Origin of the sequence: Pararhizobium sp. DWP3-4 (assembly GCF_049898205.1) — a bacterium.
GTDB lineage: Bacteria > Pseudomonadota > Alphaproteobacteria > Rhizobiales > Rhizobiaceae > Pararhizobium.
The window spans coordinates 1-23,990 of record NZ_JAFCXF010000014.1 but is presented as its reverse complement, the minus strand read 5'-3'; the positions used below and the strand labels follow the sequence as shown (position 1 = coordinate 23,990).

The following is a 23,990-nucleotide window of genomic DNA, read 5'->3' as shown; positions in this document are numbered from 1 at the left end:
AGGGATATTGCTGTTGGTCGGTATCGAAACCCAAATACCGGGGACCGACGAGGCTAATGCCCGCCGGCCTCCGCCATTGGGGATTAAATCCGGCGTCATGCAGATGATCTTGCCATCGCGCTTCGATCAAGCGATCCATAAGATGTTCTCACAAAGCCACCGGAACGCTTTTTTCGTGCATGCGTTTCGGCGTGCTCGGATCGATATGACGTCGTTCCGCAGAGAGGCCCTCCTTCAGGCAGAGCCTCTCCATGTCGCATTCAGGCAGCGTATTTCTCAACAGCGCCAGAGAGCTTGGACCATTCCGCATACCAGGCGTCGAACAATGCAAGCTGCGCCTCGGCATAGCCGCGCTGGCTGGCAGACAGGGTGTCTGTCTCGTAGAAGTTCAATGCGTATTCGGCATGTCCCTTCAGGACCATCATGTGCTTGAAGTAGAGCACGAGATCGGGACCTTCATCGAAGGAGGACAGCACGGCCAGCGCCGCTTCCAGCTCCAGCGCCCGCCGGCGCGCATCGACATCGCCTTTCGCTGCGGCTTGCGAAAGCGCCACCATATGCAGGACTTCCTTCGGAAGCACGTTGCCGATACCGGTGATTGCACCGGTCGCGCCGCAATTGACGAAACCGTGGAAGACTGCGGTGTCCACACCAATCATCAACGAGACGTTTTCATCCTGGCTGGTGATATTTTCGGCCGCATAGCGCATGTCTGTCGGTCCGCCGAATTCCTTGAAGCCAATCAGGTTCGGATGTTCGCTGCGCAGCGCAAAGAACAGATCGGCGCGGGTCGCAAAGCCGTAATACGGGCTGTTGTAGATAACGGCCGGCAGATCCGGTGCCGCTGACAGGATGGCCTTGAAGTGATGGCGCTGGGCCGCAATGGACGGGCCGCGAGAGAGAACGCGGGGAATAACCATCAAACCCTGCGCGCCGACCTTCTGCGCGTGTGCTGCATGCGCCACAGCCTTGGCTGTGTTGACAGCGCCGGTGCCGACAATAACCGGAATGCCGGCCTTGACGAGACGCTCGACGCCTTCCATTCGCTGTTCATCGCTGAGCAGGGGCCAGTCACCCATCGAGCCGCAATAGACGACCGACGCCATGCCAGCCGCGATCAGGTCCTTGGCGGTCTGCACCAGCGTTTCGAAATCCGGGCTGCGGTCGGCCTTGCATGGCGTCATCAGCGCCGGGATGCAGCCGGAAAAAATGCCGTTCTTCATGACGATTCCCTTTTGAGTAGGCTGCGCTCACAATCGCAAACCGCCAGCCCGGTTAATTCCTGAGATCAATAATACATCTTGTATTTTATTTGTCGACAAGAAAATCGTCACCAGTGTGACGGTCGAACTTACAGAGCGCGGCGCGGCCGGCCCGTCAAAGTGGAACGCTGACGCGCCGGTCGCTTGCGATCATTTGCTGTATCTGCTTGACGATCTGGTCCGCATGGGCGGCGGCCAGCCGATCGGCCATATCGATATCCCGCACCTCGATCGCCGCGATCATATCCTCATGCTCGACGACGTAGCGGTGGGGCAGGCGGTCTTCGAATGACGAGTAGTAAAGCCGCATGATACGGCGCCCTTCGTCAAGCAGGCGGCAGAAAAGCCCAGTGAAATAGGCGTTACGCCCCGCATCCGCGATGGCAGCGTGAAAGTCGCGATTGGTTGATATCATCGCCAGTGCATCCTGGGCAGCGACGGCCTCGGCGAAGTCGGTCTGTTTCCGGCGGATGATGTCGAGGTCGCCGGATTTGTAGTGTTGCGCGGCAAGGCGGGTCGTGACCCGATACATCAGCGTGATGGCATCGAAGAACGTGTGAAGGTTCAGAAAGTCGATCGGCGATACGACCGTCGAGCGGTTGGGTAGGGTGGTCACCAGCCCTTCGCTCGCTAGCCGGACCAGCGCTTCGCGAATGGGCGTACGCGACATCGACAACCGCTGCGACAGCTGAATCTCGTCAATCGGGCTTCCCGGCTCAAGGACGAGGTCCAATATGTCGTCGCGCAGAATTTCGTAGACGAATTTTGCACCTTCGCCCCGTTTCCGTTCAACTGGAGCCGGTTGCATGTCTTCACTCATCGCGGAATCCTTCATATCGACATGATGGATAGTGCCTCCTGCCCAATCGAGCAACAGCCGGCGAGCGGGTCCAGACGAACCGCCAATGGATAAAGCGCCGCAGGCTGCCCGGCTTGACTTCGAACCGGGTTGGGCTAAACGCAACGGCATGATGTCGCGTATCGTGATCCACCTTCGGCGAGAGTCTAAACTCTCGAAAACCGGCACTTAGCCCGAACGTTGAAGAAGCCCTGGCTTGACGTTCGGGACGGCCAGGTTTCTGACATGATCATTCGACCGCCATTGCGCACCCGTTGCAGGTCTCCGGGATTTCGATACCCACCCACGTTTGATCGCGCGCTGCCCTGTTGATTGGCTGCGCACCTGCAAACGATGTGGCGTGTCACAGCGCAGTCCAGCAGCAAAGCTTTCGGAATACTTCGACTTGACTAAACAGGCATCTGACAACGGCGCACGCGCAACCATCTGCCGTGCGCTTTCCAAACTTGGCTATTGTTCGCGCACGCAAGCCGAAACGCTGGTCGCCGAACGGCGCGTGACGCTGGGCGGGCGGGTGGTCACCGATATCCTCACATGGGCTGACGTGCATAAGGACATAATTGAGGTCGACGGCATCCGGCTGGTTCCGCAATCCACCGTCTATCTCATGCTCAACAAGCCACGCGGCATGGTCACCACCAGGGTCGATCCGGAAGGGCGACCAACAGTCTTCGATTGCCTGGCGCAGATGGACAATCCTTTCCTTTCCCCTGTCGGCCGGCTGGATAAGGCAAGTGAGGGATTGCTGCTGTTCACCAATGATACGCTGCTCGCCCAACGCTTGCTCGATCCGGTCACCAATGTCGGGAAGATCTATCACGTGCAGGTGAGGGGCACCCCGACGGACAACATGATCGCCCATATGCGCGGCGGCGTCTGCGAGGGCGGCGAGATGCTCAAGGCTTCCTCCGTCAACATCCTGCGTTCGGGAGGAAGAAGCACCTGGCTTGAAGTCGAGTTGCGTGAGGGCCGTTACCGGCAGATCAGGAGAATGCTCAAGGGCCTGGATATCGAATGCCTTCGATTGGTCCGCGTCGCGATCGACGATATCAAGCTGGGTGAGTTGGCGAAAGGGTCGGCCCGCGCTCTTGATCGGCACGAGATCGAGATACTGCGGCAGCGGACGAAAACCGGGTAGCGCTGGTAACCACCGCTTCAAAAAACACGTCAAAAAAAAGGCCTCCAGTGAACGGAGACCCTGAGTTTTGAAGGATCAACCTCCAGAGGGAACGGTTGAAAACGATGGCCCGGGAGGAGAGGGCACCGAGAACTTCAACCGTAATCAGTATGCTCAATTCGACCTTTGCAAACAACGAATGGCATCCTGCCACGCCCCCGAAATTAAACGTTTTGCCCAAAGTCCGATCTCAAGCCGCACTTTTTTACCCGCCGTGAAACCCGCGTCCTCGGTTTCTGCGTATGACGGCTGGGGTAACCGTTTGCCGGTCGCCACTTCCCTTGAACGCTTGGCGCCCATGTCACGCTGAAACGTCGAAAAGCACTTTTTCCGTGAAGTTTTTCCGTCTCCTCAACGACCGGCGGGCTCGAATTTCCGCAATCGCGGTCACGGATAGTCTGCAGTTTCTTTTGTCCACTAAAATTATGGATAATAATGCTCACTCTGCCCTGATCGACAGGTCATGGGATTTCGCATTGCAGATGTGAGGGATGAGCTTGCTCAAACATTTTGACCACCTTCAAACCATGAGGGACCAACTCGAAGCAAAGCTGGACCTGGATGACGCCGGATTTTCCGGAATGGGTTACCGGGCGCGGCGTGATCTGAGCGCGCGCATATCCGAGATTTCACAGGAAATCTCGGCACTGGAACGGTCTCGCTCTTTCCAAAGCTGACAGCGTTAGACGGTGAGGAACAACCAAATGACAACCACCCTGATCCTGCCTGGGTTGAACGGTTCCGATGACGGGCATTGGCAGCGGTTCTGGCTCAAGGACGATGCAGAAAGCCGCTTGGTCGAACAGGACGACTGGAAGTCCCCAAGAGTTGAAGCCTGGACAGACCGTCTTGAGGAGGTGCTTGTTCAGGAAGGGCCTGCCTACATCGTTGCGCACAGCCTTGGTTGTCTGCTGGCCGCGAAATGTGCGGACAGGCCATCTGCGAGATTGATCAAGGGCGCGTTGCTGGTTGCCCCCTGCGATCTATCGACCACGGAAAGACTTCATCCGGGCGCAATCCATTTCGGCCGGATGCCGACCCGCGTTCTGCCTTTCCCAACCATCACGGTCGGAAGCCTGAACGATATCTACATGCCGCTGGAAAGCCTGTCGCTCTACAGCCGCCTCTGGAAGACGCAGGTTAGAAACCTCGGGCCGGCCGGTCATATCAATATCGAGAGCGGTTTCGGCCGGTGGAAGGGGGCCTACGAGTTGCTGTCCCTGCTGAAAATGAAAGCCAAGGCGCGCAGAAATTACGACCTGCCCCCGGCGCAGAATGGCGAGGCGCTTGCCGGACGGGCGATCAAATCCGGCATGTCGCACTGAGATAACAGTCCCGGATGATGCGGCAGGCTGGCTTGCGCATACAGTCTGCGAAGCATCGTTCAGGCGGCAGGTCGTTTTTATGAACGCCACGGCGGGCATGCGAACTTGGAACGTTCTCCCCTATTGCACCGGGCGGGCCACTGCGCCGGCGCGAGGGCGAATTGATCGATCCTCATCTTCGAGGCCACTCTCGAGACCTTGCAGGATCGGGCAATGCGGGCGGTGGTCACCGCTGCAAGTCTTGACCAGCGTTGTCAGCGTATTGGCCATGTCCTGAAGACCCTTGATCTTCTTATGGAGTTCGTCGATATGGCCCTGTGCCAGGCGCTTGACCTCGCCGCTCTGGCGGGCTTCGTCCCGCCAGAGGCCAAGAAGATCACTGATCTCGGCAACCGAAAAACCAAGATCTCGCGCGCGGCGGATGAAGCGCAGCATGTGAACGTCGGTGTCGGAATAATCGCGGTAGCCGGACGACGTCCGGTCCGCTGCCGGAATGAGACCGGTCTGCTCGTAGTAGCGGATCATCTTTGCCGAAACGCCCGATGCTTTTGATGCCTGCCCGATGTTCATTCGTGTTCTCCTTGAAATGGCGCATCAGCCGGCCCGGATAGAGGGGCGGCTGATGCGGTTCGTCAGTTCACCATCTTGAACGTGCGCAACCGCAGTGCATTTCCGAGCACGAAGACGCTCGACAGCGCCATGGCGCCTGCCGCAAAGACCGGTGACAGCAAGATGCCGTAGGCCGGATAGAGCAGGCCAGCCGCGACCGGGATCAGCGCGGTGTTGTAGGCAAATGCCCAGAACAGGTTCTGCCGGATATTGCCGATCGTCGCATTTGACAGAGCGATGGCATTGGGGACGCCCTGCAGGCTGCCAGACATCAGCACAACGTCCGCTGCCTCGATGGCGATGTCCGTGCCTGTGCCGACGGCCAGACCCACGTCCGCTTCCGCCAGCGCCGGGGCGTCGTTGATGCCGTCACCGACAAAGGCGACCTTGCCGTATTTGGCTCTGAGGCGGCGGACCGCCTCGACCTTAGCGTCCGGCAGCACTTCCGCCACCACCTCGTCGATCCCCAGCCGGGAAGCGATGGCCATGGCCGTGCGGGCATTGTCGCCGGTGATCATCGCGACCTTGAGACCGAGATCGTGCAGTGCCTTGATGGCCGCAGGCGTTGCCTCCTTGATCGGGTCGGCTACGGCGATGATCGCCGCGAGCTTGCCGTCGATCGCGGCATAAAGTGGCGACTTGCCCTCGTCGCCCAGACGTTCGGCAACCTTGGAGAACGCTGCCACGTCATGGCCGAGCTCGACCATGTAGCGGTCTGCACCGATCTCGACGTTCTTGCCGTCAACCTTGGCCCTGACGCCAAAGCCGGTCACGGATTCGAAGTCCGAAACGGCGGGCAGAGAAATGCCTTCCGCAATGGCAGCGTCCACGATCGCACTGGCAATCGGATGTTCCGACTTGGCCTCGACAGCGGCGACGAGACTGAGGACGGCCGGGCGATCGAAGCCTGCAGCCAGTTCCAGATCGGTGAGGGCCGGCTTGCCCGCGGTCAGCGTGCCGGTCTTGTCGAGCGCCACGACCTTGGCGTCCTTCAGCAATTGCAGCGCTTCCCCCTTGCGGAAGAGAACGCCGAGTTCTGCGCCACGGCCGGTACCCACCATGATGGAGGTCGGCGTTGCCAGACCCATGGCGCACGGGCAGGCGATGATCAGCACGGCAACCGCATTGACCAGAGCGAAGGTGAGCGCGGGCGACGGGCCGAGCGTGAGCCAAGCCGCAAAGGTCAGCGCCGCGACCGCAAAGACCGCCGGTACGAACCACATGGTGACCTTGTCGACCAGTGCCTGGATCGGCAGCTTGGAGCCCTGGGCTTCCTCGACCATGCGAATGATCTGCGACAGCACCGTATTGCCGCCGACCGCCGTGGCGCGGAAGGCGAACGCGCCCTTCTGGTTCACCGTGCCACCGACGACCGCACTGCCCATCGATTTTGAAACCGGGATTGGTTCGCCGGTGATCATCGACTCGTCGACATAGCTGGCGCCTTCGACCACCTCGCCATCGACGGGCAGACGTTCGCCGGGACGAACCTCGACGATATCGCCTGATACCACCGAGCCGATCGGCAGATCGACCGTCTTTCCGTCCCTTTGGACACGTGCCGTCTTGGCTTGCAGGCCGGCCAGGCGCTTGATCGCCTCGGATGTCCGGCCCTTGGCACGGGCCTCGAGCAGGCGGCCGAGCAGAATGAGCGTCACGATGACAGCGGCGGCTTCAAAATAGACGTTGATCGTTCCGGGCGGCAGCAAGCCCGGCGCGAAGGTCGCGACCAGCGAATAGCCATAGGCGGCGAGCGAGCCGACGGCCACGAGCGAGTTCATGTCGGGGGCGAGACGCCAAAGCGCCGGCAGCCCCTTGTCGTAAAACCGAATGCCTGGAATGAACAGCACGAGCGTCGTCAGTGCAAACTGAATGTACCAGCTCCACTGCATGCCGATCGTCGATTCGATCAGGCCATGCCCGCCCGGGATGAGGTGCGACCCCATCTCGATGAGAAAGACCGGCGCCGTCAGCGCCGCCGCGATAGTGAAGTCGCGGGTCAGTTCGCGGCGCTCTGCATCTTTTCTTTTCGCATGCTCCGCATTCTCGTCCTCGCTGCCAGTGCCGGCTGCCGAGCCGATCACTTTTGCCGCGTAACCGACATCGGCGATCGCCGCAATCATAGCCGCTTGATCGGCGGTTCCATGGATCGTGGCGCGCTCCGTCGCCAGGTTGACAGCAGCCTCCGTCACGCCGGGGACCGCTTTTAGCGCGCGCTCGACGCGGCCGACGCAGGATGCGCATGTCATGCCCTCGATCGCTAGCTCTGTGGGACCAACCAAGCCGGCGGATTGTACCGGCACGGAATAGCCGGCGTTTTCTATGGCCTCGACAAGCTTTTCGCGGGCAACAGGCGATTGGGTCGTGATGCTTGCGCGTTCCGTGCCCAGGTTGACCGACACGGTCTCAACGCCTGGAACGGCTTTTATGGCTCTTTCGATGCGGCCGACACAGGATGCGCAGGTCATACCCTCGATCGGTATCGATATCGCTCCAGAAAGATCTTTTGCTCGAACAGGGGCATTCATAGCCGCCTCCTTTTCTCGTTCCGAAATTCAGGTTCGGACGGAAGATGGGGCTTCCAACCATGGGAAGGTCAATAGCAAATTTTCCGTCTCCGCGCCACTTGACCTTCCCATGGTTGGAAGCCCCATCTTCACCGTCATAAGCAAACACGGAGAATTCCAATGGAACTGAGAATCGAGAACATGACCTGTGGAGGCTGCGCCAGATCCGTCACCAAGGCGATCCGGTCCGTCGATCCCAATGCCGGGATTGAGACCAACCCCGCCGCACGCTTAGTCAAAGTCGAGACCACCGCGTCCTCAGTGGCCCTTGAAAAAGTTCTCGAAGACGCTGGCTATCCGGCGACCACAATCTGAACAGGAGAGACATCATGAACACACTCACCCCCATCTTCATCGCAGGCTCGCTCGTTATCAGCGCAGGCCTTGCGGTCGCGCAGAACCAAATGCACAAGGACGATCCGATGCAAGGACACGATATGACGGGGATGGAGATGCCTTCTTCCGACACTCCGTCCACCAAGGCTTACCTGGCCGTCAACGACCGCATGCATAAGGACATGACGGTCGCGTTCACCGGCGATGCCGACATCGACTTCATGCGCGGCATGATTCCGCACCATCAGGGCGCGATCGATATGGCAACAGTTGTGCTGAAGTACGGCAAGGATCCGCAGGTCCGCAAACTTGCCGCAGACGTGATCAAGGCCCAGGAAGGCGAGATCACCATGATGAAGACATGGCTCGCCGCTCGCGGCCAGTAGCAATAGGAGGCGGCTCTCCGGAGCCGCCTCCGCCAAAAGAAATCCTCAAGACCAAGTTAAGCGACCTCGGCGTTCTGTCAAACGACAAAGCGCACTAGGCGCTTGATACGCCTATACTCATTCAGCACGTCACCAGCTTGAAACCCAATGGGTAGAATATCGCATTATTGCAACCGCTCGCCGCCTTGGTCGAAGAAGTGCAGTTTCTCGAAAGCTGCATAGACGGTCAGATTTTCATCGGGGGCAATGGTGGAACGGCCGGGCGCACGAAAGGTAATCGGTTGGCGGTTAGGCAGGATACCATGCACGAAGCTTTCTGCGCCGACGAGCTCCACCGCCAGAACAGTCAACCCGATTGCAAATTCATTTTCCGGCGCGCCCAGTTGCGGTAAATGCAGATCCTCCGGACGAACTCCAAGGGTGGCGGTACTCTTCGGTATCGGTAGTCTGCGGCCGCCATCCCAAATGTTTGAACCCTCGAGCGGCAACAGATTCATTGAGGGAGACCCGATGAAGGTCGCCACGAATGTCGTCTGTGGCCGTTCATAAAGTTCGATGGGTGTCCCGACCTGCTCGATCCGGCCAGCGTTCAGGACAACGAGCCTATCGGCAAGTGTCATGGCTTCCATCTGATCGTGTGTGACGTAGACGCTGGTCGTGGCGAGCGACCGCTGAAGACGCTTGATCTCGACACGCATCTGGACGCGCAACTTGGCATCCAGGTTGGAAAGTGGTTCGTCGAACAGGTATGCCGCAGGTTCGCGAACGATGGCACGGCCCATTGCGACGCGCTGGCGCTGTCCGCCGGACAATTGCCGTGGTTTCCGATCAAGGAAAGGTTCGATTTCCAGGGCTTTTGCCGCATCTGCGATCCGCCGGTCTATCTCGTCTTTCGGCGTATTGCGGTTCTTCAGGCCGTAAGCGAGGTTTTGGCGGACCGTCATGTGCGGATAAAGCGCATAATTCTGGAAGACCATGGCGATGTCGCGCTCGGATGGTTCGAGTTCGTTGACGACCCGGCCGCCAATCGAGATCGTGCCGCCGGTAATGCTTTCGAGACCGGCGATCATGCGCAGAAGCGTCGACTTCCCGCAGCCGGACGGGCCGACCAGCACCACCAATTCGCCATCGGCGATATCGAGGGAAACCCCCTGGATGGCCTCGACCGAACCATACTTCTTGCGAACGTCATCTAAGATAATATTGGCCATTATTTCTCCGTATCCACGAGACCTTTGACGAACCAGCGCTGCATCAGCACCACGACGAGAATCGGCGGTATGATGGCGAGGATCGCGGTCACCATGACGTAGTTCCAGGGTGTCGAAGCGTCTGTGAAATCGACCATGCGCCGCAGCCCGATGATGATCGTATTCATCTTGGCGTCGTTGGTGACGAGCAATGGCCACAGATATTGCGTCCAGCCGTAGATGAAGAGAATGACGAACAGCGCGGCGATATTGGTGCTCGACAGCGGCAAAAGGATATCGCGCATGAAGCGGAAAGGCCCGGCATTGTCGACGCGCGCGGCCTCAACCAGTTCGCCCGGGATCGTCAGGAAGAACTGGCGAAATAGGAACGTTGCGGTGGCGGATGCCATCAGCGGCAGCGTCAATCCGGCGTAGGTATCGATCATGCCGAGATCGACGATGACCTTGTAGGTCGGCAGGATGCGCACCTCCACCGGCAGCATCAGCGTCACAAAGATCATCCAGAAAAACGCCATGCGGAAGGGAAAACGGAAGAAGACGATGGCAAATGCCGAGAGAAAGGAAATGACGATCTTGCCGACGGCGATGGCGATGGCCACCACGAAAGAGTTGAACAGCAATCTTTCCAAGCTGACGCCGACGACCCGCTCGACACCGCCGGCCATGGCTTCGGTGTAGTTTTCCACCATATGACCGCCGGGCAGCAGAGACATTGGCGGCCGGATGATCGCCTCTGATGTCGTCGTCGAAGCGATGAACGTATAGTAGATCGGGAAAGCAACGATGATGATCCCGAGGATCAAAATCAGATGGCCGACCAGATTGGCGACAGGACGTTTTTCGATCATCTCTTGCCCTCAGCCATAATGGACCCGTTTCTCGACAAAACGGAATTGGAAGGCGGTCAGCCCGATGACGATCACCATCAGAATGACGGATTGGGCCGCCGAAGAGCCGAGGTTCAGATTGACGAAGCCGTCATTGTAAACCTTGTAGACCAGCGTTTCCGTCGCCTTTGCAGGGCCACCACCGGTCACCGCGTGGATGATGCCGAACGTATCGAAGAAGGCGTAGACCGTGTTGACGACCAGGAGGAAGAATGTGGTCGGGGCAAGCAACGGGAAGACGATGGTCCAGAAGCGCCTGCTGCCACGGGCGCCGTCGATGGAGGCAGCCTCGATCAGCGATTTCGGAATGGCCTGCAGGCCTGCCACGAAGAACAGGAAATTGTAGCTGATCTGCTTCCAGGCGGCGGCAACCACGACCAGCGCCATCGCCTGGTTGCCGTTCAAAAGCGGATCCCAGGCAAAGCCGTTGCGACGGAGAAGGTAAGCCAGCGTGCCCATGGCCGGATTGAACATGAAGAGCCAGAGCATGCCGGCAACAGCCGGCGCCACCGCATAAGGCCAGATCAGGAGTGTGCGATAGAAGCCCTGACCGCGCACCACCTTGTCGGCTGCGGTGGCGAGAAGCAAGGCTACGCCCATCGAGACAATGGCCGTCAACAGACTGAAGACGACCGTCACCTGCAGAGCGTGGATATAGTTGGGATCGGACAGAACCGCCTTGAAGTTTGCAAGGCCGACAAAGCCGCTTTTAAGGCCAAATGGATCCTGCCGGACCATGGACTGATACAGCGCCTGACTGGCAGGCCAGAAAAAGAAGATGATCGTCAGTATGATCTGCGGGGCGATCAGCAGATACGGCAGGATCTTGTTGGGAAACGCAACGTTGTGCACGGGTTCTCCTCCGGCAGTCAGACAGATCACAAGACGGCACCGATGCCGCCCGCAACCGGATGCGAGCGGCGGAGGTGTTGTCGGGTTTAGTTGCCGACGGCTTCAGTGATCGCTGCGTTCCCACGTTCGACGGCCTTGTCGAGAGCGGCCTTAGCATCCTGCTGCCCTGCCAGCATGGCCTCGAACTCCTCATTCATGATGTCGCGAACCTGTGGAAGGTTGACGAGACGCACCCCCTTGGAGTTCTCGGTCGGTGCCTTGCCCATCATCTGCAAGATCGGCGTTTCACGGCCGGGGTTTTTGTCATAAAACCCGGATTTCTTGGTCTCCTCGTAAGCCGCATTCGTCACCGGCATATAGCCAGACACCTGATGCAGGCGGGCCTGGATCTGGGTCTGTGAGAGGAAGTTGAAAAACTGGGCGACCCCCTTGTATTCCTCGTCGCTCTTTCCGCCGAACACCCAAAGGCTGGCGCCGCCGGGAATCGTGTTCTGGGGGCCATGGCCTTCGTAATAGGGGAGCTGGCCGATGCCGTATTTCACGCCGGACTTGATGATATCGCCCAGTCCACCCGACGATTCAGTGAGGATTGCGCACTCTCCGGACATGAAGAGCTGCTTGGCCTCTGACGTCCGGCCGCCATAACGGAAGGTGGCGTCCTTGGCGAGATCCGCGATCGACTGGAAATGCTGAACGAAGAGGGGAGAGTTGAACTCAAGCTTGACGTCGTTGCCGCCGAGGCCGTTTTCATGGGTGCCATAGGCAACATTGTTCCAGGCGGCAAAGTTCTCGGTCTGGATCCAGGTCAGCCAGGTCGATGTAAACCCGCAAGAGGCGGCACCGCTGGTCTTGATCTTCTTGGCCGCGTCGAACACTTCCGGCCATGTCTTCGGCGGATTATCGGCGTCAAGGCCAGCCTTCTGGAAGATATCCTTGTTAAAGTACAGGATCGGCGAGGACGAATTGTAGGGGAATGACAGCATCGTGCCGTCCGGCTTTGAATAATAGGCCGCAATGCCTGCAAGATATTGCGACTTGTCGAACGTGTAGCCGCCCTTCTGCAGTACGTCGGCTGCCGGAACGATGGCGCCTTCTGCGCCCATCATCACACCGCTACCAGCGTCGAAAACCTGAATAATGGCGGGAGCCTGCTGCGAGCGGAAGGCCGCGATGCCGGCATTCAACGTTTCGGGATAGGTGCCTTTGAAAACCGGCGTAATCGTGTAGTCGGTCTGGCTCTCGTTGAACTCTTTAGCCAGTTGATTGACGACTTCGTTGTTGGCACCTGTCATCGCATGCCACCACTGCAGGTCGGTCGCAGCATCGGCGCCTGCGGGCAAAAGAAGAGAGATGGCGAGAAAGGCCGTCGATGAGGCGAGCGAACGTTTAAACATGATTTCCTCCCGGTGATGTCAAAAACTGCACAACGAAACTTCCATGAAATCCGGCGTCAATCCTCCTCGATCGATACCAGATTTTCCAAAATCGGGCTTGCTGAGCCAGCCAGACCTGTCTTCTTTGTTATTTGCCCGTTGCAGACTCCATACATAGGCGCGAACTGCCTTTGTCCAGCCGTTCGATTGAAAGTTCGCGCTTTTTTTGGATCATTCGCTCTCACCACCGAGATCGGCGTGGGATACGGCTCGACCCTGTTACACGACGATGGTGTCGGGAAAAGCAACACGCATGTCAAATCCCCTGCCGAGGGTGAGTCAAAACAACGCTGCTTTTACAAGCACTGTAATCAACAGGTTCTGAGCCGTGCCACCTAGACAAAATAGGTGACGATACGGTTTCCCTGAAGTTCGTGCACATCGAAAGCGGTGTCGTAGACCGCTTCCAACACATCCGGCCGAACGATGTCGTACGGGGTTCCCAAACGGCAGTCTTAATCCCGCAATCACCACTTGCTTCGCCTGACTAGCGCTTGTGTGGGGTCTCTTGTCCCCAACACGACGCAAGGCGTTCCAGATGGCCGACCATGGCCGTGCGCATGCCGTGGGTATCCCGCTTGGCTCGACAATCGAGATGGCGTTGCGGACGGGCCTCGTCATCGTTGTGGTTTGGGGATGCCTTCTGCGCGCGGCATTTCCCCGGCCTCGTTAAGGCAGGCGATTGCGTCGCGGTCTTCTTGGTGAGCGTGTGACGGCAGTGCCGCAGATCCAAATCGACCGGTAAGCGGCAACTCTCCATCTGGGATTTTTGGAATGGAGCGCTTTCTAACGCCCCATTCCTTTGTCGGCCCTTTGCGATCACGGTGAGGGCAAACTCGGTCGCAATCACCGGTGGAGAGCGATGTGATCAACTAGTCTTGGCTAAAAGGGATAATGCTGGGCGGAATCCTCGATTGTGATCCAGCGCAGGTCGGTGAACTCGGCGATCGCCGCCTTGCCGCCGAAGCGGCCATAGCCGCTACCCTTGACGCCGCCGAAGGGCATCTGCGCCTCGTCGTTCAGCGTCGGTCCATTGATGTGGCAGATGCCGGATTCGATGCGGGCGGCAACTGCCATAGCGCGCTGGACGTCGCGGCTGAACACAGCCGACGACAGGCCGTATTCGGTATCGTTGGCAACGCGGATGGCTTCTTCTTCATCGGCGACGCGGATGATCGGCTTGACCGGGCCGAAGGATTCCTCCGAGTAGACCCGCATGTCCGGGGTGACGTGATCGAGCAGCGTCGCCTCGACCACGGTGCCGGTGCGGATGCCACCCGCCACGAGCTTGGCGCCCTTGGCCGTTGCGTCGATTATCAAGTCTTCCATCTTTTTTGCTGCTTCCAGACTGATCAGCGAGCCAAGCACGACATGGCCGCGCGGATCACCGGCCGGAAGCTGCGCGGCGCGGGCGGCGAGTTTGGCGACGAATGTGTCGGCGATTGCCTGATCGACGATGATGCGTTCGGTCGACATGCAGATCTGGCCCTGGTGCATGAAGGCGCCGAAGATCGCCGCGTTGACGGCGCCGTCGATATCGGCGTCATCGAGAATGACCAGCGGTGCCTTGCCGCCGAGTTCCAAAAGGGCGGGCTTCAGATGCTCGCCGCACAGTTTCGCAATGATTTTCCCGACCTTGGTGGAGCCGGTGAAATTGACGCGGCGGATGGCGGGATGGATAATCAGGCTGGCGACGATGCCGGCGGCATCTTCCGGCGCATTGGTGATGACGTTGATGACGCCTGGGGGAAGCCCCGCTTCCGTCAGCGCCGTGCCGATCAGCCGGTGCGTGCCCGGGCATTGTTCCGAGGCTTTCAAGATGACGGTGTTGCCGCAGGCGATCGGCATGGCGACGGCGCGGGTGGCCAGGATGACCGGCGCATTCCAGGGGGCGATCGCAAGGCAGACGCCTGCCGCCTGACGGACACCCATCGCCAGCGTACCCGGCTTGTCAGAGGGTATGATCTCTCCGGAAATCTGCGTCGTCATCGAGGCCGCTTCGCGCAAGATATTGGCGGCAAGCATGACGTTGAAGCCCGCCCAAGACGCCGTCGCGCCGGTCTCCTCGATCATCAGCCGGGTGAATTCGCCCACCTTGGCGTCCATGATGTCGGCGGCCTTCATCAGCAGCGCGCGGCGCTGGTTGGGACCGGTCTTCGACCAGGCGGGAAAAGCATTCGAGGCGGCTTCAATGGCGGCCGTGACATCGTCGGGACCGGCGGCGGCAGCGCGGCTGGCTAGCTTTTCTGTGAAAGGATCAATCCGGTCATAGGTCCGGCCACTGGCTGCTGCACGATCCGTGCCGTTGATGAGGAGGGAAATGTTCATGTGTGTCTCCTGAGGGAAGGATATTAGAAGCCGAGGACTTCGGCGTTGATCGAGGCTTCGAGGCCGCCATCGGTTGGAAGATTGGCGCCGTTGATCCAGCGCGCGCCGTCCGATGCAAGGAACAGAACCGCAGGCGCAATATCGGCTGATGTGCCGGCACGGCCGACGCGGGTGATATCGCTATCGACCCGGGCATCACCGAGCACGGCACGGAATTGCTTGAGGATCGGCGTTTCGACCGGGCCGGGGCTGACGGCGTTGACGCGGATGCCACGATCCCGAAACAGCCGCTGATGGGCAGCGTGCATGGTCCAGAGCAGCAACAGTTCCTTGGACAGGGGATAGCCTTCTTCATCCTTCAGTCCATGTTCGGCAACAATGGCTGCCACATCTGGAAAGCCCTGAATACCGGTCAGCATCTTTGCCCGCTCCAGATTGGCGCGCCAGCCATAACCGGCGATCGAGGCCACATTGACGATGGCACCACCTTCGCGGATGCGTGGGGCGACAGTTTCCGACAGGGCGCGCAGGCCGTAGAAATTCACCGATAGCGTCGAAGCCACGCCGGTATTGCCGGAAAGCCCGGCGACGTTGGCAAGTGCATCGATGCGGCTGGGCAGCTGCGTGACGATGTCGGCGACGCCAGCGGCGGTCGAAAGGTCGCCCTTGATGAAATTGGCCGTGTTGCCCGCAGGCTCACGAACGTCGATGCCGATGACATCGGCTCCCATCTGTCCAGCCAGTTCCGCCGTGCGCGCGCCGATGCCGGAGGCAACGCCGGTCACCAGGATGGTTTTACCAAAGAGCATGTGTTTACCTTTCGCAAGAGAGTCCGGGGAGCCGATATATTACTGGTTCCATTGAATTTTTGCCGGGCCGGGCAATTTGACGCGGTAGCCGACCGGCAGCAGCCGAAGGTCGAAGCGCCGCTCGATTTCGCCCCACAGGCCCTGCGGCAGGAACAACGAGAACAGCACCGCCGTTGCGCCAAGTCCGATCAGGTACCAGACGCCCATCGCCCCGAAGAAGGTCTCGATGACGAAGAACAGCACCGCGCCAAGGATCGCACCCTCGAACTTGCCGATACCGCCGACCAGCACCATGAAGATCATGTAGGCGGTCCACTGGACGCTGAAATAGGTCTTTGGCTGGAAGGTCGTGGCGGTTGCCAGCCACAGCGCACCGGCTACAGCGATACCGAAGGCAGCGAGCACGAACAGCAAACGTTTGGTGGCGACGACGCGCACACCAAGCGATGTTGCAGCATCCTCGTTATCGCGGATGGCCTGGATGGCTGCTCCGGCCCGGCTGCGCAGCAGAGCAAACAGCGTGCCGAGCAGGGCCGCCATCGAGGCCAATGCCAGCCAGTAGATCATTACCCGGCGGGTGCTGCTGTCATAGACATTGAGCGAGATAAGCGATGTACCGGTTTCGCCCTGGATCAGCCGGTCGAGATTGACCAGCATGTGGGTGAGCGCCGAGATCACCCACATGCCGATGGCAAACTCGCCGCCTTTCAGCCGCAGCATGAGGAAGGACAGTGGCAGCGAGATTGCCCCGGTGATCAGCGCCGCTGCAAACAGCGACAGGAACGGATTGAGCCCGGCATCGGCCAGCCGGATGGTGAAATAGGCACCGAGGCCGAAAAACACCTGCTGGCCGACGGAGACGAGGCCGCCGAAACCGGCCAGCGCATTCCACATGGCAGCCAGGATGACGTAGATGAACAGTGCCGTCAGCCGGTCGATGGCACCGGCGCCGAGGCTCATCGGCGCGATGGCAAACAGCGCAATCGCAAGTGCGACACCGCCGAGTGCCAGCCGAGAGGAGCGCGTCCAGCGTTCGATTGAGATACCGTTGGATACGAGGGTCATGGTGTGCTCCGGAGGGCTGCGCGGATTTTGGTGAGGCCGGTTCTGCTGAAACCGATCCTGCCGAGGAAGGGCACGCCAGTGAGAAAGAGCCGGGCAAACAGCACAGCGAGGAAGACGGCGTGGCCGCCAATGAGAAAGCCCTGCGGATGGACCTGGGCGCCGAGCGACTGGGCAAGCCCAAGCACGATGCCGCCGATCAGCGTGCCCCAGAGCGAACCGGCGCCGCCGATCACCGCTGCCTCGAAGGCAAACAGCAGCTGTGGTCCGCCGGAATAGGGATCGAACGTGGCCCGCATGCCGAGAAACGCGCCGGCGATGCCAACCGTGACCATGGCGATGGCTGCGGCAAGCGCATTGACCTTGCGGGCGTCGATGCCGACGAGACCGGCGGTATCGGGGTCTTCCGCCGTGGCACGGATGGCGCGGCCGAGTGCGAAGCGGCTGAGGAAAAACTGCAGGCCGCCGAGAAGGGCAATGGCGGTCGCCATTGTCATCACCGCCAGCTTGCCGACATAGATGCCGCCCGGCAGTTCCCAGCTGTCATAGGACAGACTGCCGATGAATGGGGCGAGGGAGCGGGTATCGGCCCCGAAATGTTCGAACATCAGATTGTCGATGACGATGGCGAGGCCGAAGGTTGTCAGGATCGGCAGAAGCGCGCCGCCACGGGCGCTTCGTTCCAAAAGGTAGCGCTGCAGCATCCAGCCGGCTACGGCCATCACGGGAAGAACGATCATCAGCCCCGCGAATGGAGAGATGCCGAACTTCGAGGCCAGCAGCCAAAGGCCGTAGGCAGCGGCGACCGCCAGACCGCCATGGGCGAGATTGATGATCCGCATGACGGAGAACATGAAGGACAGGCCACAGGCGATGACGGCATAATAACCGCCGAGCAGGATGCCCTGAATGAGGGTGTCGATCACGATGCCGCCCTCCCGGTGCTGTCGCGGTGCAGACCGAAATAGGCCTGTGTCACCTGATCGCGGGTGACACTTTTCGCGGGACTGTCGAGCACGATACGACCCTCAAGCATGCAGATGACGCGGCTGGCGACAGCCATGGCGCGGCCGAGATCCTGCTCGACCAGGATGATTGTGGTGCCGGAGGTGAGCAAGGTCTGCAGCTGCGCATAGACCCGGTCGACCACCAGCGGCGACAGACCCAGCGAGACCTCGTCGAGCAACAGAATGTCGGGATTGCTCATCAGCGCCCGGCCGATCGCCGTTGCCTGTTGTTCGCCACCGGAGAGATGGCCGGTCTTGGCATGGCGACGGGGGACGAGGTTGGGGAAGGCATCGAAAACACGATCGACGGTCCATTCCCTGTCCTGCCCGAGCTTTTCCCGAGCAGCAGGTTTTCCTCAACGGTCATTTGCGAAAACAGCCGACGGCCTTCCGGCACCAGTGCGATGCCTCTGGCGATACGCTGGTGCGAAGGCACAGCCGTCATATCGTCGCCGTTCAAAGTAATGCGGCCCGAAGCGGGAAGATGGGCGCCGGCAAGCGAGCGGAGCAGCGTCGTCTTGCCAGCCCCGTTGGCGCCGACCAGCGCCAGAACATCGCCCGTGGCAAGATCGAAGCTGACATCGCGGACTGCCTGCAGCAGGCCATGACGGACATTGAGATTCTGAACGGAAAGGATAGTCATGCGGGCGTACCCCCGAGATAGGCTTTGACGACGCCGGCATCGGCCATGACGGCGCACGGCTCTCCATCGGCGATGATCCGGCCGGCATCCATACAGATCAGCCGCTCAGTCACCTGCAAAAGGATATGAACGATATGCTCGATCCAGACGATGCCGATGCCGCGGCGGCGCAGCTCCAGAATGGTCGTTACCAGTTCGCTGGCTTCCGCATCGGTCAGCCCGCCACCGATTTCGTCGAGCAGCATCAGTTTCGGCCTGGTCGCCAGAGCTCGGGCAAGTTCAAGCCGCTTGCGGTCGAGCAGGCCCAGCGTAGCGGCCTGACGGTTGGCGACGCCAAGCATGCCGCAAAGCGTCAGGCTGTCGATGACGCGCTCATAGGCTTCGTCACGGCTGACCGCATCACCGTGCGCGGCGGCGACGAAGACATTTTCGAAGGTCGTCATGCCGCTGAAGGGTTTGGGAACCTGATGGGTGCGCACCAGCCCGGAGCGGCAACGCTCCGCAGCCGACAGCGCGGTGACATCGCGGCCATCGAAGGTGATGGTGCCGGCATTGGGCGGAAATGCGCCCGCAAGCGCGCTCAGCAGCGTCGTCTTGCCAGCGCCGTTCGGACCGACAATGCCGACGGCGTCGCTCTGGCCCATGGTAAAGTCGATGTTGTCGAGAACCACAAGCGCACCGAAGCGCTTGTGGATCCCTTTGGCCGAGAGAAAAGCGTCTCCCGGCGCTTGCTGGTGAGTGGCGATCTGCACTGTGTTCTTATCCGTTATAGGCATTGAGCTTGGCGGCAACCGGAACGTTTGGATCGGTGGCGTTCTCGGTGACGACATAATCGAGCGGGAATTTCGAGCCCTCGGGCGCCCTGATCCATTGCGTCCCGATAATCGGGCCGGGAGAAACGTTGGCGACCGGGCCGGCGGTGAAATCGACTTTTCCGGCGATGGTCGTCGTCTTCAGGGTCGAAATAGCCTTGGCGACGGCTTCCTTGCTCTTGGCGTCAGCTGCCGTTTTCAAGGCCTCGAAGCCGGCATCGAGCAGCGACAGACTGGCGCCGAGCTGCTGGGTCCATTGTTTGCCGCTTTCTGCCTCATATCCATCGGCCAGCTCAGGGCCGGAAACACCGGTCAACGACGACTTGTAGGGGAACGCCTTGTGCCAATAGGCGGCGCTGGAAATGTTGACGCCGAGATCACCGAGCGCCTCGATATCGGAGGGGAAGAGACCGGTTTTTGCCACCTGGCAAATCTTGATCTGGCGGGTGAGGCCCTGCTGGGCGGCTTGGCGCCAGAAGGCGGCGAAATCCGGCGGGATCGGGAAGGAGGAGAAGATTTCGACACCTTCCTGCTTGAACAGGGCGATCTGGGCCGAGAAGTCGGTGGTGCCGGTTTCATAGGCGCCGGGATCGATGATGGTAAAACCTTCCTTGGCCAACAGCGGCGCGAGATTGGCGCGGATCGCATTGCCGTCGGCGTCGTTCGGATACATCACGCCGACCTTCTTGTTGGTCTCGATCAGGTTCCATTGTGACACATAGGTCTTGTGGAACTCGCCGACACCGAAGCCGAAATGATAGGTCCATTTGAACGGCGAGGGCGCGCCGGGCTTGGCGCCACGGCCGAAATACCAGGCCTCCCAGGGCATGACGGTGGAGAGGCAGGGAATACCGGCTGCCTCGCAGGCATCGGCCACCGGATTGATGGTCTCCGGCGTAGAAACAGCAAGCATCAGGTCGATGCCCTGGTTGTTGATCAGGTCCTTTGCCAGCTGACCGGCCCGCGACGGATCGGACTGGGTGTCCCGGTCGAGAATCTCGACCTGGAATGTCTTGCTCTTTGCCTGGAAGCCATTGGCCAATGCCTTGCGGGCAAGGTCCAGCACATAGCCATCGGTCTGGCCGAAGCCTGCAAGTGGTCCGGTGCGCGGGCTGATGAAGCCGACTTTCAATGTGTCGCCGCTTTGTGCGAATGCCGTGCGGCCGGTGAATGCCAATGCAGCGCCACCCGCTGCAGCCGTTGCGATGAAGGACCGGCGCGTCAGCGCTGCCGGGTCGAATTTTCCGTTGCGGAAAGTGCCGTTCATGAAGTTCTTCCTCCCAGTTTGCGAGCCTCCCAGCCCGTCATGTTTCAAATTTTATCCGTCTGCCGCTGCATCCCATAGGTCAGATGGGATAGTCCCGTTTCCCGGATGCGAGCGTAATCCAGCGCAGTTCGGTGAATTCGTCGATCGCAGCCTTGCCGCCGAAGCGGCCGTAGCCACTCGACTTGACACCGCCGAAGGGCATTTGCGGTTCATCGGAGACGGTTGCCTCGTTGATGTGGCAAATGCCGGATTCCAGCCGTTTTGCGACGCCAAGGGCTGCATTGACATCGCGGCTGAACACCGCCGACGACAGGCCGTATTCGCTGTCGTTGGCGACGGTCACCGCCTCGTCGGTACTGCCGACGCGAATGATGGCGGCGACAGGTCCGAAGCTTTCCTCTCGATAAATGCGCATGGCGGGCGTGACATGATCGACCACCGTCGCATCCATCAAGGTGCCGTGGGCGACACCGCCGCAGACGAGCTCAGCGCCTTTCTGCACGGCATCGTCGATCAGCGCCCTGACGCGCCGGGCAGCCTCGGCATTGATCAGCGCGCCAAGGGGCGCGTTGCCGTCCTGTGGATTACCGGCAACGAGGGTGGCGGCTTTGACCTTGAATTTGCCAACGAACTCATCGGCGATCTCGTCCATCAGGATGATCCGCTCGGTCGACATGCAGATCTGACCCTGGTTCATGAAGGCGCCGAAGGCGGCAGCGCGGACCGCCTCGTCGATATCGGCATCGGCGAGAACGATGAACGGCGCCTTGCCGCCAAGCTCGAGCAGGCAGCGTTTCAGATGCCGGGCGGAAGATTCCGCGATGATGCGGCCGACGCGCGTGGAGCCGGTAAAATTGATGCGGCGGACGGCCGGATGGGCGATCAGGGCCTCGACGACAGCGGCTGCATCCTTCGGCGCGTTGCTGACGACATTGACGACGCCGCGCGGAAAACCGGCTTCGCGCATCACATCGCCAATCAGGCTATGGGTTTTCGGGCAGAGTTCGGAGGCCTTGAGCACGACGGTATTGCCGCAGGCGAGCGGCATGGCGATGGCGCGGGTGCCAAGGATGATCGGCGCATTCCAGGGCGCGATGCCGACGCAGACGCCGGCTGGCTGGCGAAAGGCCATGGCGAGGTTTCCCGGAATGCCGGATGGGACGATTTCGCCGTTGACTTGCGTGGTCATGGCCGCAGCTTCGCGAAGAATATCGGCGCCGAGAGCGCAGTTGATCGCTGCCCATTGCGCTGTGGCACCGGTCTCGGTGATCATCGCAGCAATAAAGTCAGGCGTGCGGCGGCTGAGAATATTGGCGGCGGCATTGAGCAAGCTGCGGCGTTCGCCGGGGCCGGTTTCCGACCAGGCTGGAAAGGCTGCGGCGGCAGCGCTGGCCGCCCTTGCCATGTCGGCAACGGAACCTGCAGGGGCGATCGTCGCCACATCTCCCGTCAGCGGATCAATACGTTCGAAGGTAGACGCATCGGATGCATCCACCGCCTCATCGTTGATCATCAGCTTTGCCACATACACTGTCGTCACCCATTGAGCTGCAGGCTGAGCCCGCGTTTTCCGATGGGAGACAGACACATGTCAGGGCCGGGCCGTTAAGGCCGCGGGTCCTGCAGGGATATGTTGAAGGCCTCCTCCCAAAGGCTGGTGACGAAAGAGTACGCCGTTCTTAAAAGGATGGAATGTGAATTATAGGGTTAATATTGTAACTATTTGGCTTATTCTCCGTATTGTTTAATGGGGAGGAATGAGTGGCGACGGACGGGGGTATTCATCACCATGCACGCGGCGAGTGGCGGGAGCCGTCGCTGTCACATCGGCGCATCCGGTTCCAGAAAGGACTCTATGCCGACTTCCATCATTTCGTCCTGCTGAGCGAAGGCGAGGGGGGACTGCATTTCGACGATGGCGAGCATCGTATATTGCACGGTCCGGCACTGGCTTTCCTGCCATCACAGGTCCGCTGCGACGTTTCGATTGCGGCAGGATCCGAGGCCTATCTGATCGGTGCATCAGCGCAGATCATGGTCGATGCGATCGGCAACAAGGTAGAATCCTATTCTTTGCGCATCTTCATCGAGCAGATGAAACTGATCGAAGGCGCCGATGCGGTTTCCGTGAACGAGGTCAGTCCGCTGATCGCCGGCTTCGTGCGCGAACTTGCCGATCCCGCCCGGGCGTCCTGGATGGTGGTTTCGGCTTATATGCGGCTTATCCTGATGACGGTCTGGCGTGGTTCCGGCGGCGAAAAAGCCGAACAGCGCGGCAGCGGCGAAAGCGGCTCTATCCTGCAGCGCTACCGGCAACTGGTCGAGGTCTGGTTCCGCCAGCATCGGCCGGTTAGCGACTATGCCGACGAACTCGGGGTGACGGCCGACCGCCTGCACGCCATCTGTCACCGTACGCTCGGCCGATCGCCCATCCAGCTGCTGCACGAGCGGCTGGTGCAGGAGGCAAAACTGCGGCTGGAGCGGTCGGCCCGCAATATCCAGGAGATTTCCGACAGTTTGGGCTTTCGCGATCCGACCTATTTCAGCCATTTCTTCAAACGCAAGACGGGACTGTCACCGGCCAGCTACAGACAGGCGGCTCGTGCCTCTGACGGCACGAACCGCGATACTCTGTCTTCCGGCTACGCAGATTGGCCCTAAAAGGCGGGGGCGCATTCGCATTATCAGGGACAAGTTGCAGTGCGGCTTTCATGCTGCGTTATGCGGTGACCGAGCCGCCAACGTAGTCCCGTGAAAAAGTATCTACCAGGGTGCCGCTCAGAAACAATGAAACCGAGATGAGAACCAAGGAGGCCGACGAGACAGTTGCCGCCGTGCAAGTCGATAGCAGATATTTCACGTTCCCGAACGCAGCAAAGCCCGCCTCCGTTTCCGGATGGCGGGCTTTTTGTGTGTTTTTGGTATCGATTTGGTTGCGGGGGCAGGATTTGAACCTGCGGCCTTCAGGTTATGAGCCTGACGAGCTACCGGGCTGCTCCACCCCGCGTTATCCGTGCAAATCCCTGTCGGGATTTGTCGCGTTATCAGCGTTTTGCGTCAGCAAAATCGCGCTGGCGAAAGTCCGAAGGGCTTTTGCCCTTTGCAGCGCATTCGGCTTTTCCGAATGTCGCTTACGCAGGGAGTTGCCTGCGTATGTT

General features: G+C 60.0%; 20 protein-coding genes, 1 tRNA gene and 1 pseudogene. 5 read left to right on the top strand and 17 right to left on the bottom strand.

Annotated features, from left to right (window positions below; all coding sequences use genetic code 11):
• Positions 1 to 260: 260 nt before the first annotated feature.
• Both ACP7E6_RS25665 and ACP7E6_RS25660 read right to left on the bottom strand, forming a co-directional pair.
• Entirely contained in the window at positions 261 to 1,223 is a 963-nt protein-coding gene (locus tag ACP7E6_RS25665; protein ID WP_426232519.1) for a dihydrodipicolinate synthase family protein, read from the bottom strand.
• Positions 1,224 to 1,377: 154 nt separating this feature from the next.
• A complete protein-coding gene (locus ACP7E6_RS25660) occupies positions 1,378 to 2,082 on the bottom strand; it encodes a GntR family transcriptional regulator (protein WP_426232518.1) in 705 nt (234 codons plus the stop codon).
• Between the two features lie 379 nt (positions 2,083 to 2,461).
• Between ACP7E6_RS25660 and ACP7E6_RS25655 the strand changes: the two genes are divergently transcribed.
• On the top strand, positions 2,462 to 3,259 hold the full coding sequence (locus tag ACP7E6_RS25655; protein WP_426232517.1) for a pseudouridine synthase: 798 nt from the start codon (positions 2,462 to 2,464) through the stop codon (positions 3,257 to 3,259).
• 743 nt (positions 3,260 to 4,002) lie between these two features.
• On the top strand, positions 4,003 to 4,623 hold the full coding sequence (locus ACP7E6_RS25650) for an RBBP9/YdeN family alpha/beta hydrolase (RefSeq protein WP_426232516.1): 621 nt from the start codon (positions 4,003 to 4,005) through the stop codon (positions 4,621 to 4,623).
• Positions 4,624 to 4,743: 120 nt separating this feature from the next.
• Here the strand turns inward: ACP7E6_RS25650 and cueR are convergent, their stop codons facing one another.
• Together cueR and ACP7E6_RS25640 are read right to left on the bottom strand one after the other, a co-directional pair.
• A complete protein-coding gene (cueR, locus tag ACP7E6_RS25645; protein ID WP_426232515.1) occupies positions 4,744 to 5,193 on the bottom strand; it encodes a Cu(I)-responsive transcriptional regulator in 450 nt (149 codons plus the stop codon).
• Positions 5,194 to 5,255: 62 nt separating this feature from the next.
• Entirely contained in the window at positions 5,256 to 7,760 is a 2,505-nt protein-coding gene (locus ACP7E6_RS25640; protein WP_426232514.1) for a heavy metal translocating P-type ATPase, read from the bottom strand.
• Between the two features lie 159 nt (positions 7,761 to 7,919).
• On the opposite strand from ACP7E6_RS25640, the gene ACP7E6_RS25635 reads away from it, so the two are divergent.
• Positions 7,920 to 8,114, top strand: a complete 195-nt coding sequence (locus ACP7E6_RS25635; RefSeq protein WP_426232513.1) for a heavy-metal-associated domain-containing protein — start codon at positions 7,920 to 7,922, stop codon at positions 8,112 to 8,114.
• A gap of 14 nt (positions 8,115 to 8,128) precedes the next feature.
• Positions 8,129 to 8,521: a CopM family metallochaperone gene (gene copM / locus ACP7E6_RS25630; protein WP_426232512.1), complete on the top strand. Its 393-nt coding sequence runs from the start codon at positions 8,129 to 8,131 to the stop codon at positions 8,519 to 8,521.
• A gap of 164 nt (positions 8,522 to 8,685) precedes the next feature.
• On the opposite strand, the gene ACP7E6_RS25625 is transcribed toward copM, so the two are convergent.
• From ACP7E6_RS25625 to ACP7E6_RS25570, 12 genes and pseudogenes are all read right to left on the bottom strand, one after another.
• Positions 8,686 to 9,732: a sn-glycerol-3-phosphate import ATP-binding protein UgpC gene (locus tag ACP7E6_RS25625; protein ID WP_426232511.1), complete on the bottom strand. Its 1,047-nt coding sequence runs from the start codon at positions 9,730 to 9,732 to the stop codon at positions 8,686 to 8,688.
• The gene (ugpE, locus tag ACP7E6_RS25620; RefSeq protein ID WP_426232510.1) at positions 9,732 to 10,580 is read right to left on the bottom strand and encodes a sn-glycerol-3-phosphate ABC transporter permease UgpE; all 849 of its coding nucleotides are present in this window, start codon (positions 10,578 to 10,580) and stop codon (positions 9,732 to 9,734) included. Before ugpE ends, ACP7E6_RS25625 begins: the two co-directional genes overlap by 1 nt.
• 9 nt (positions 10,581 to 10,589) lie before the next feature.
• Positions 10,590 to 11,471, bottom strand: coding sequence for a sn-glycerol-3-phosphate ABC transporter permease UgpA (ugpA, locus tag ACP7E6_RS25615; protein ID WP_426232509.1), 882 nt, complete (start codon positions 11,469 to 11,471; stop codon positions 10,590 to 10,592).
• An 86-nt stretch (positions 11,472 to 11,557) separates the two neighbouring features.
• A complete protein-coding gene (gene ugpB, locus ACP7E6_RS25610) occupies positions 11,558 to 12,865 on the bottom strand; it encodes a sn-glycerol-3-phosphate ABC transporter substrate-binding protein UgpB (protein WP_426232508.1) in 1,308 nt (435 codons plus the stop codon).
• Between the two features lie 921 nt (positions 12,866 to 13,786).
• Positions 13,787 to 15,232: an aldehyde dehydrogenase gene (locus tag ACP7E6_RS25605; protein ID WP_426232507.1), complete on the bottom strand. Its 1,446-nt coding sequence runs from the start codon at positions 15,230 to 15,232 to the stop codon at positions 13,787 to 13,789.
• 23 nt (positions 15,233 to 15,255) lie between these two features.
• Positions 15,256 to 16,041, bottom strand: coding sequence for a coniferyl-alcohol dehydrogenase (locus tag ACP7E6_RS25600; protein WP_426232506.1), 786 nt, complete (start codon positions 16,039 to 16,041; stop codon positions 15,256 to 15,258).
• A 39-nt stretch (positions 16,042 to 16,080) separates the two neighbouring features.
• Positions 16,081 to 17,106: a branched-chain amino acid ABC transporter permease gene (locus ACP7E6_RS25595; protein ID WP_426232505.1), complete on the bottom strand. Its 1,026-nt coding sequence runs from the start codon at positions 17,104 to 17,106 to the stop codon at positions 16,081 to 16,083.
• Positions 17,103 to 18,029 (bottom strand): branched-chain amino acid ABC transporter permease, encoded by a 927-nt coding sequence (locus ACP7E6_RS25590; RefSeq protein ID WP_426232504.1) that lies wholly within the window; start codon positions 18,027 to 18,029, stop codon positions 17,103 to 17,105. Before ACP7E6_RS25590 ends, ACP7E6_RS25595 begins: the two co-directional genes overlap by 4 nt.
• Positions 18,026 to 18,753, bottom strand: a pseudogene (locus ACP7E6_RS25585) (ABC transporter ATP-binding protein). The gene ACP7E6_RS25590 and the pseudogene ACP7E6_RS25585 overlap by 4 nt, the downstream one beginning before the upstream one ends.
• A complete protein-coding gene (locus ACP7E6_RS25580) occupies positions 18,750 to 19,505 on the bottom strand; it encodes an ABC transporter ATP-binding protein (RefSeq protein ID WP_426232503.1) in 756 nt (251 codons plus the stop codon). The pseudogene ACP7E6_RS25585 and the gene ACP7E6_RS25580 overlap by 4 nt, the downstream one beginning before the upstream one ends.
• A 7-nt stretch (positions 19,506 to 19,512) precedes the next feature.
• Positions 19,513 to 20,832 (bottom strand): ABC transporter substrate-binding protein, encoded by a 1,320-nt coding sequence (locus tag ACP7E6_RS25575; RefSeq protein ID WP_426232502.1) that lies wholly within the window; start codon positions 20,830 to 20,832, stop codon positions 19,513 to 19,515.
• A gap of 79 nt (positions 20,833 to 20,911) precedes the next feature.
• The gene (locus tag ACP7E6_RS25570; RefSeq protein WP_426232501.1) at positions 20,912 to 22,345 is read right to left on the bottom strand and encodes an aldehyde dehydrogenase; all 1,434 of its coding nucleotides are present in this window, start codon (positions 22,343 to 22,345) and stop codon (positions 20,912 to 20,914) included.
• 248 nt (positions 22,346 to 22,593) lie between these two features.
• Between ACP7E6_RS25570 and ACP7E6_RS25565 the strand changes: the two genes are divergently transcribed.
• The gene (locus ACP7E6_RS25565) at positions 22,594 to 23,493 is read left to right on the top strand and encodes an AraC family transcriptional regulator (RefSeq protein WP_426232500.1); all 900 of its coding nucleotides are present in this window, start codon (positions 22,594 to 22,596) and stop codon (positions 23,491 to 23,493) included.
• Between the two features lie 269 nt (positions 23,494 to 23,762).
• Here the strand turns inward: ACP7E6_RS25565 and ACP7E6_RS25560 are convergent.
• Positions 23,763 to 23,839, bottom strand: a tRNA-Met gene (locus ACP7E6_RS25560).
• Positions 23,840 to 23,990 lie beyond the last annotated feature (151 nt).

What these genes read in the sequence shown, in the direction of transcription:
- ACP7E6_RS25650 (WP_426232516.1), top strand. Translation starts at nt 4,003, where the DNA reads ATGACAACCACCCTGATCCTGCCTGGGTTGAACGGTTCCGATGACGGG.
- ACP7E6_RS25635 (WP_426232513.1), top strand. Translation starts at nt 7,920, where the DNA reads ATGGAACTGAGAATCGAGAACATGACCTGTGGAGGCTGCGCCAGATCC.
- ACP7E6_RS25625 (WP_426232511.1), bottom strand. Translation starts at nt 9,732, where the DNA reads ATGGCCAATATTATCTTAGATGACGTTCGCAAGAAGTATGGTTCGGTC.
- ACP7E6_RS25660 (WP_426232518.1), bottom strand. Translation starts at nt 2,082, where the DNA reads ATGAGTGAAGACATGCAACCGGCTCCAGTTGAACGGAAACGGGGCGAA.
- ACP7E6_RS25595 (WP_426232505.1), bottom strand. Translation starts at nt 17,106, where the DNA reads ATGACCCTCGTATCCAACGGTATCTCAATCGAACGCTGGACGCGCTCC.
- ACP7E6_RS25600 (WP_426232506.1), bottom strand. Translation starts at nt 16,041, where the DNA reads ATGCTCTTTGGTAAAACCATCCTGGTGACCGGCGTTGCCTCCGGCATC.
- ACP7E6_RS25665 (WP_426232519.1), bottom strand. Translation starts at nt 1,223, where the DNA reads ATGAAGAACGGCATTTTTTCCGGCTGCATCCCGGCGCTGATGACGCCA.
- ACP7E6_RS25640 (WP_426232514.1), bottom strand. Translation starts at nt 7,760, where the DNA reads ATGAATGCCCCTGTTCGAGCAAAAGATCTTTCTGGAGCGATATCGATA.
- ACP7E6_RS25570 (WP_426232501.1), bottom strand. Translation starts at nt 22,345, where the DNA reads ATGATCAACGATGAGGCGGTGGATGCATCCGATGCGTCTACCTTCGAA.
- ACP7E6_RS25575 (WP_426232502.1), bottom strand. Translation starts at nt 20,832, where the DNA reads ATGAACGGCACTTTCCGCAACGGAAAATTCGACCCGGCAGCGCTGACG.
- ACP7E6_RS25605 (WP_426232507.1), bottom strand. Translation starts at nt 15,232, where the DNA reads ATGAACATTTCCCTCCTCATCAACGGCACGGATCGTGCAGCAGCCAGT.
- cueR (WP_426232515.1), bottom strand. Translation starts at nt 5,193, where the DNA reads ATGAACATCGGGCAGGCATCAAAAGCATCGGGCGTTTCGGCAAAGATG.
- copM (WP_426232512.1), top strand. Translation starts at nt 8,129, where the DNA reads ATGAACACACTCACCCCCATCTTCATCGCAGGCTCGCTCGTTATCAGC.
- ugpE (WP_426232510.1), bottom strand. Translation starts at nt 10,580, where the DNA reads ATGATCGAAAAACGTCCTGTCGCCAATCTGGTCGGCCATCTGATTTTG.
- ugpB (WP_426232508.1), bottom strand. Translation starts at nt 12,865, where the DNA reads ATGTTTAAACGTTCGCTCGCCTCATCGACGGCCTTTCTCGCCATCTCT.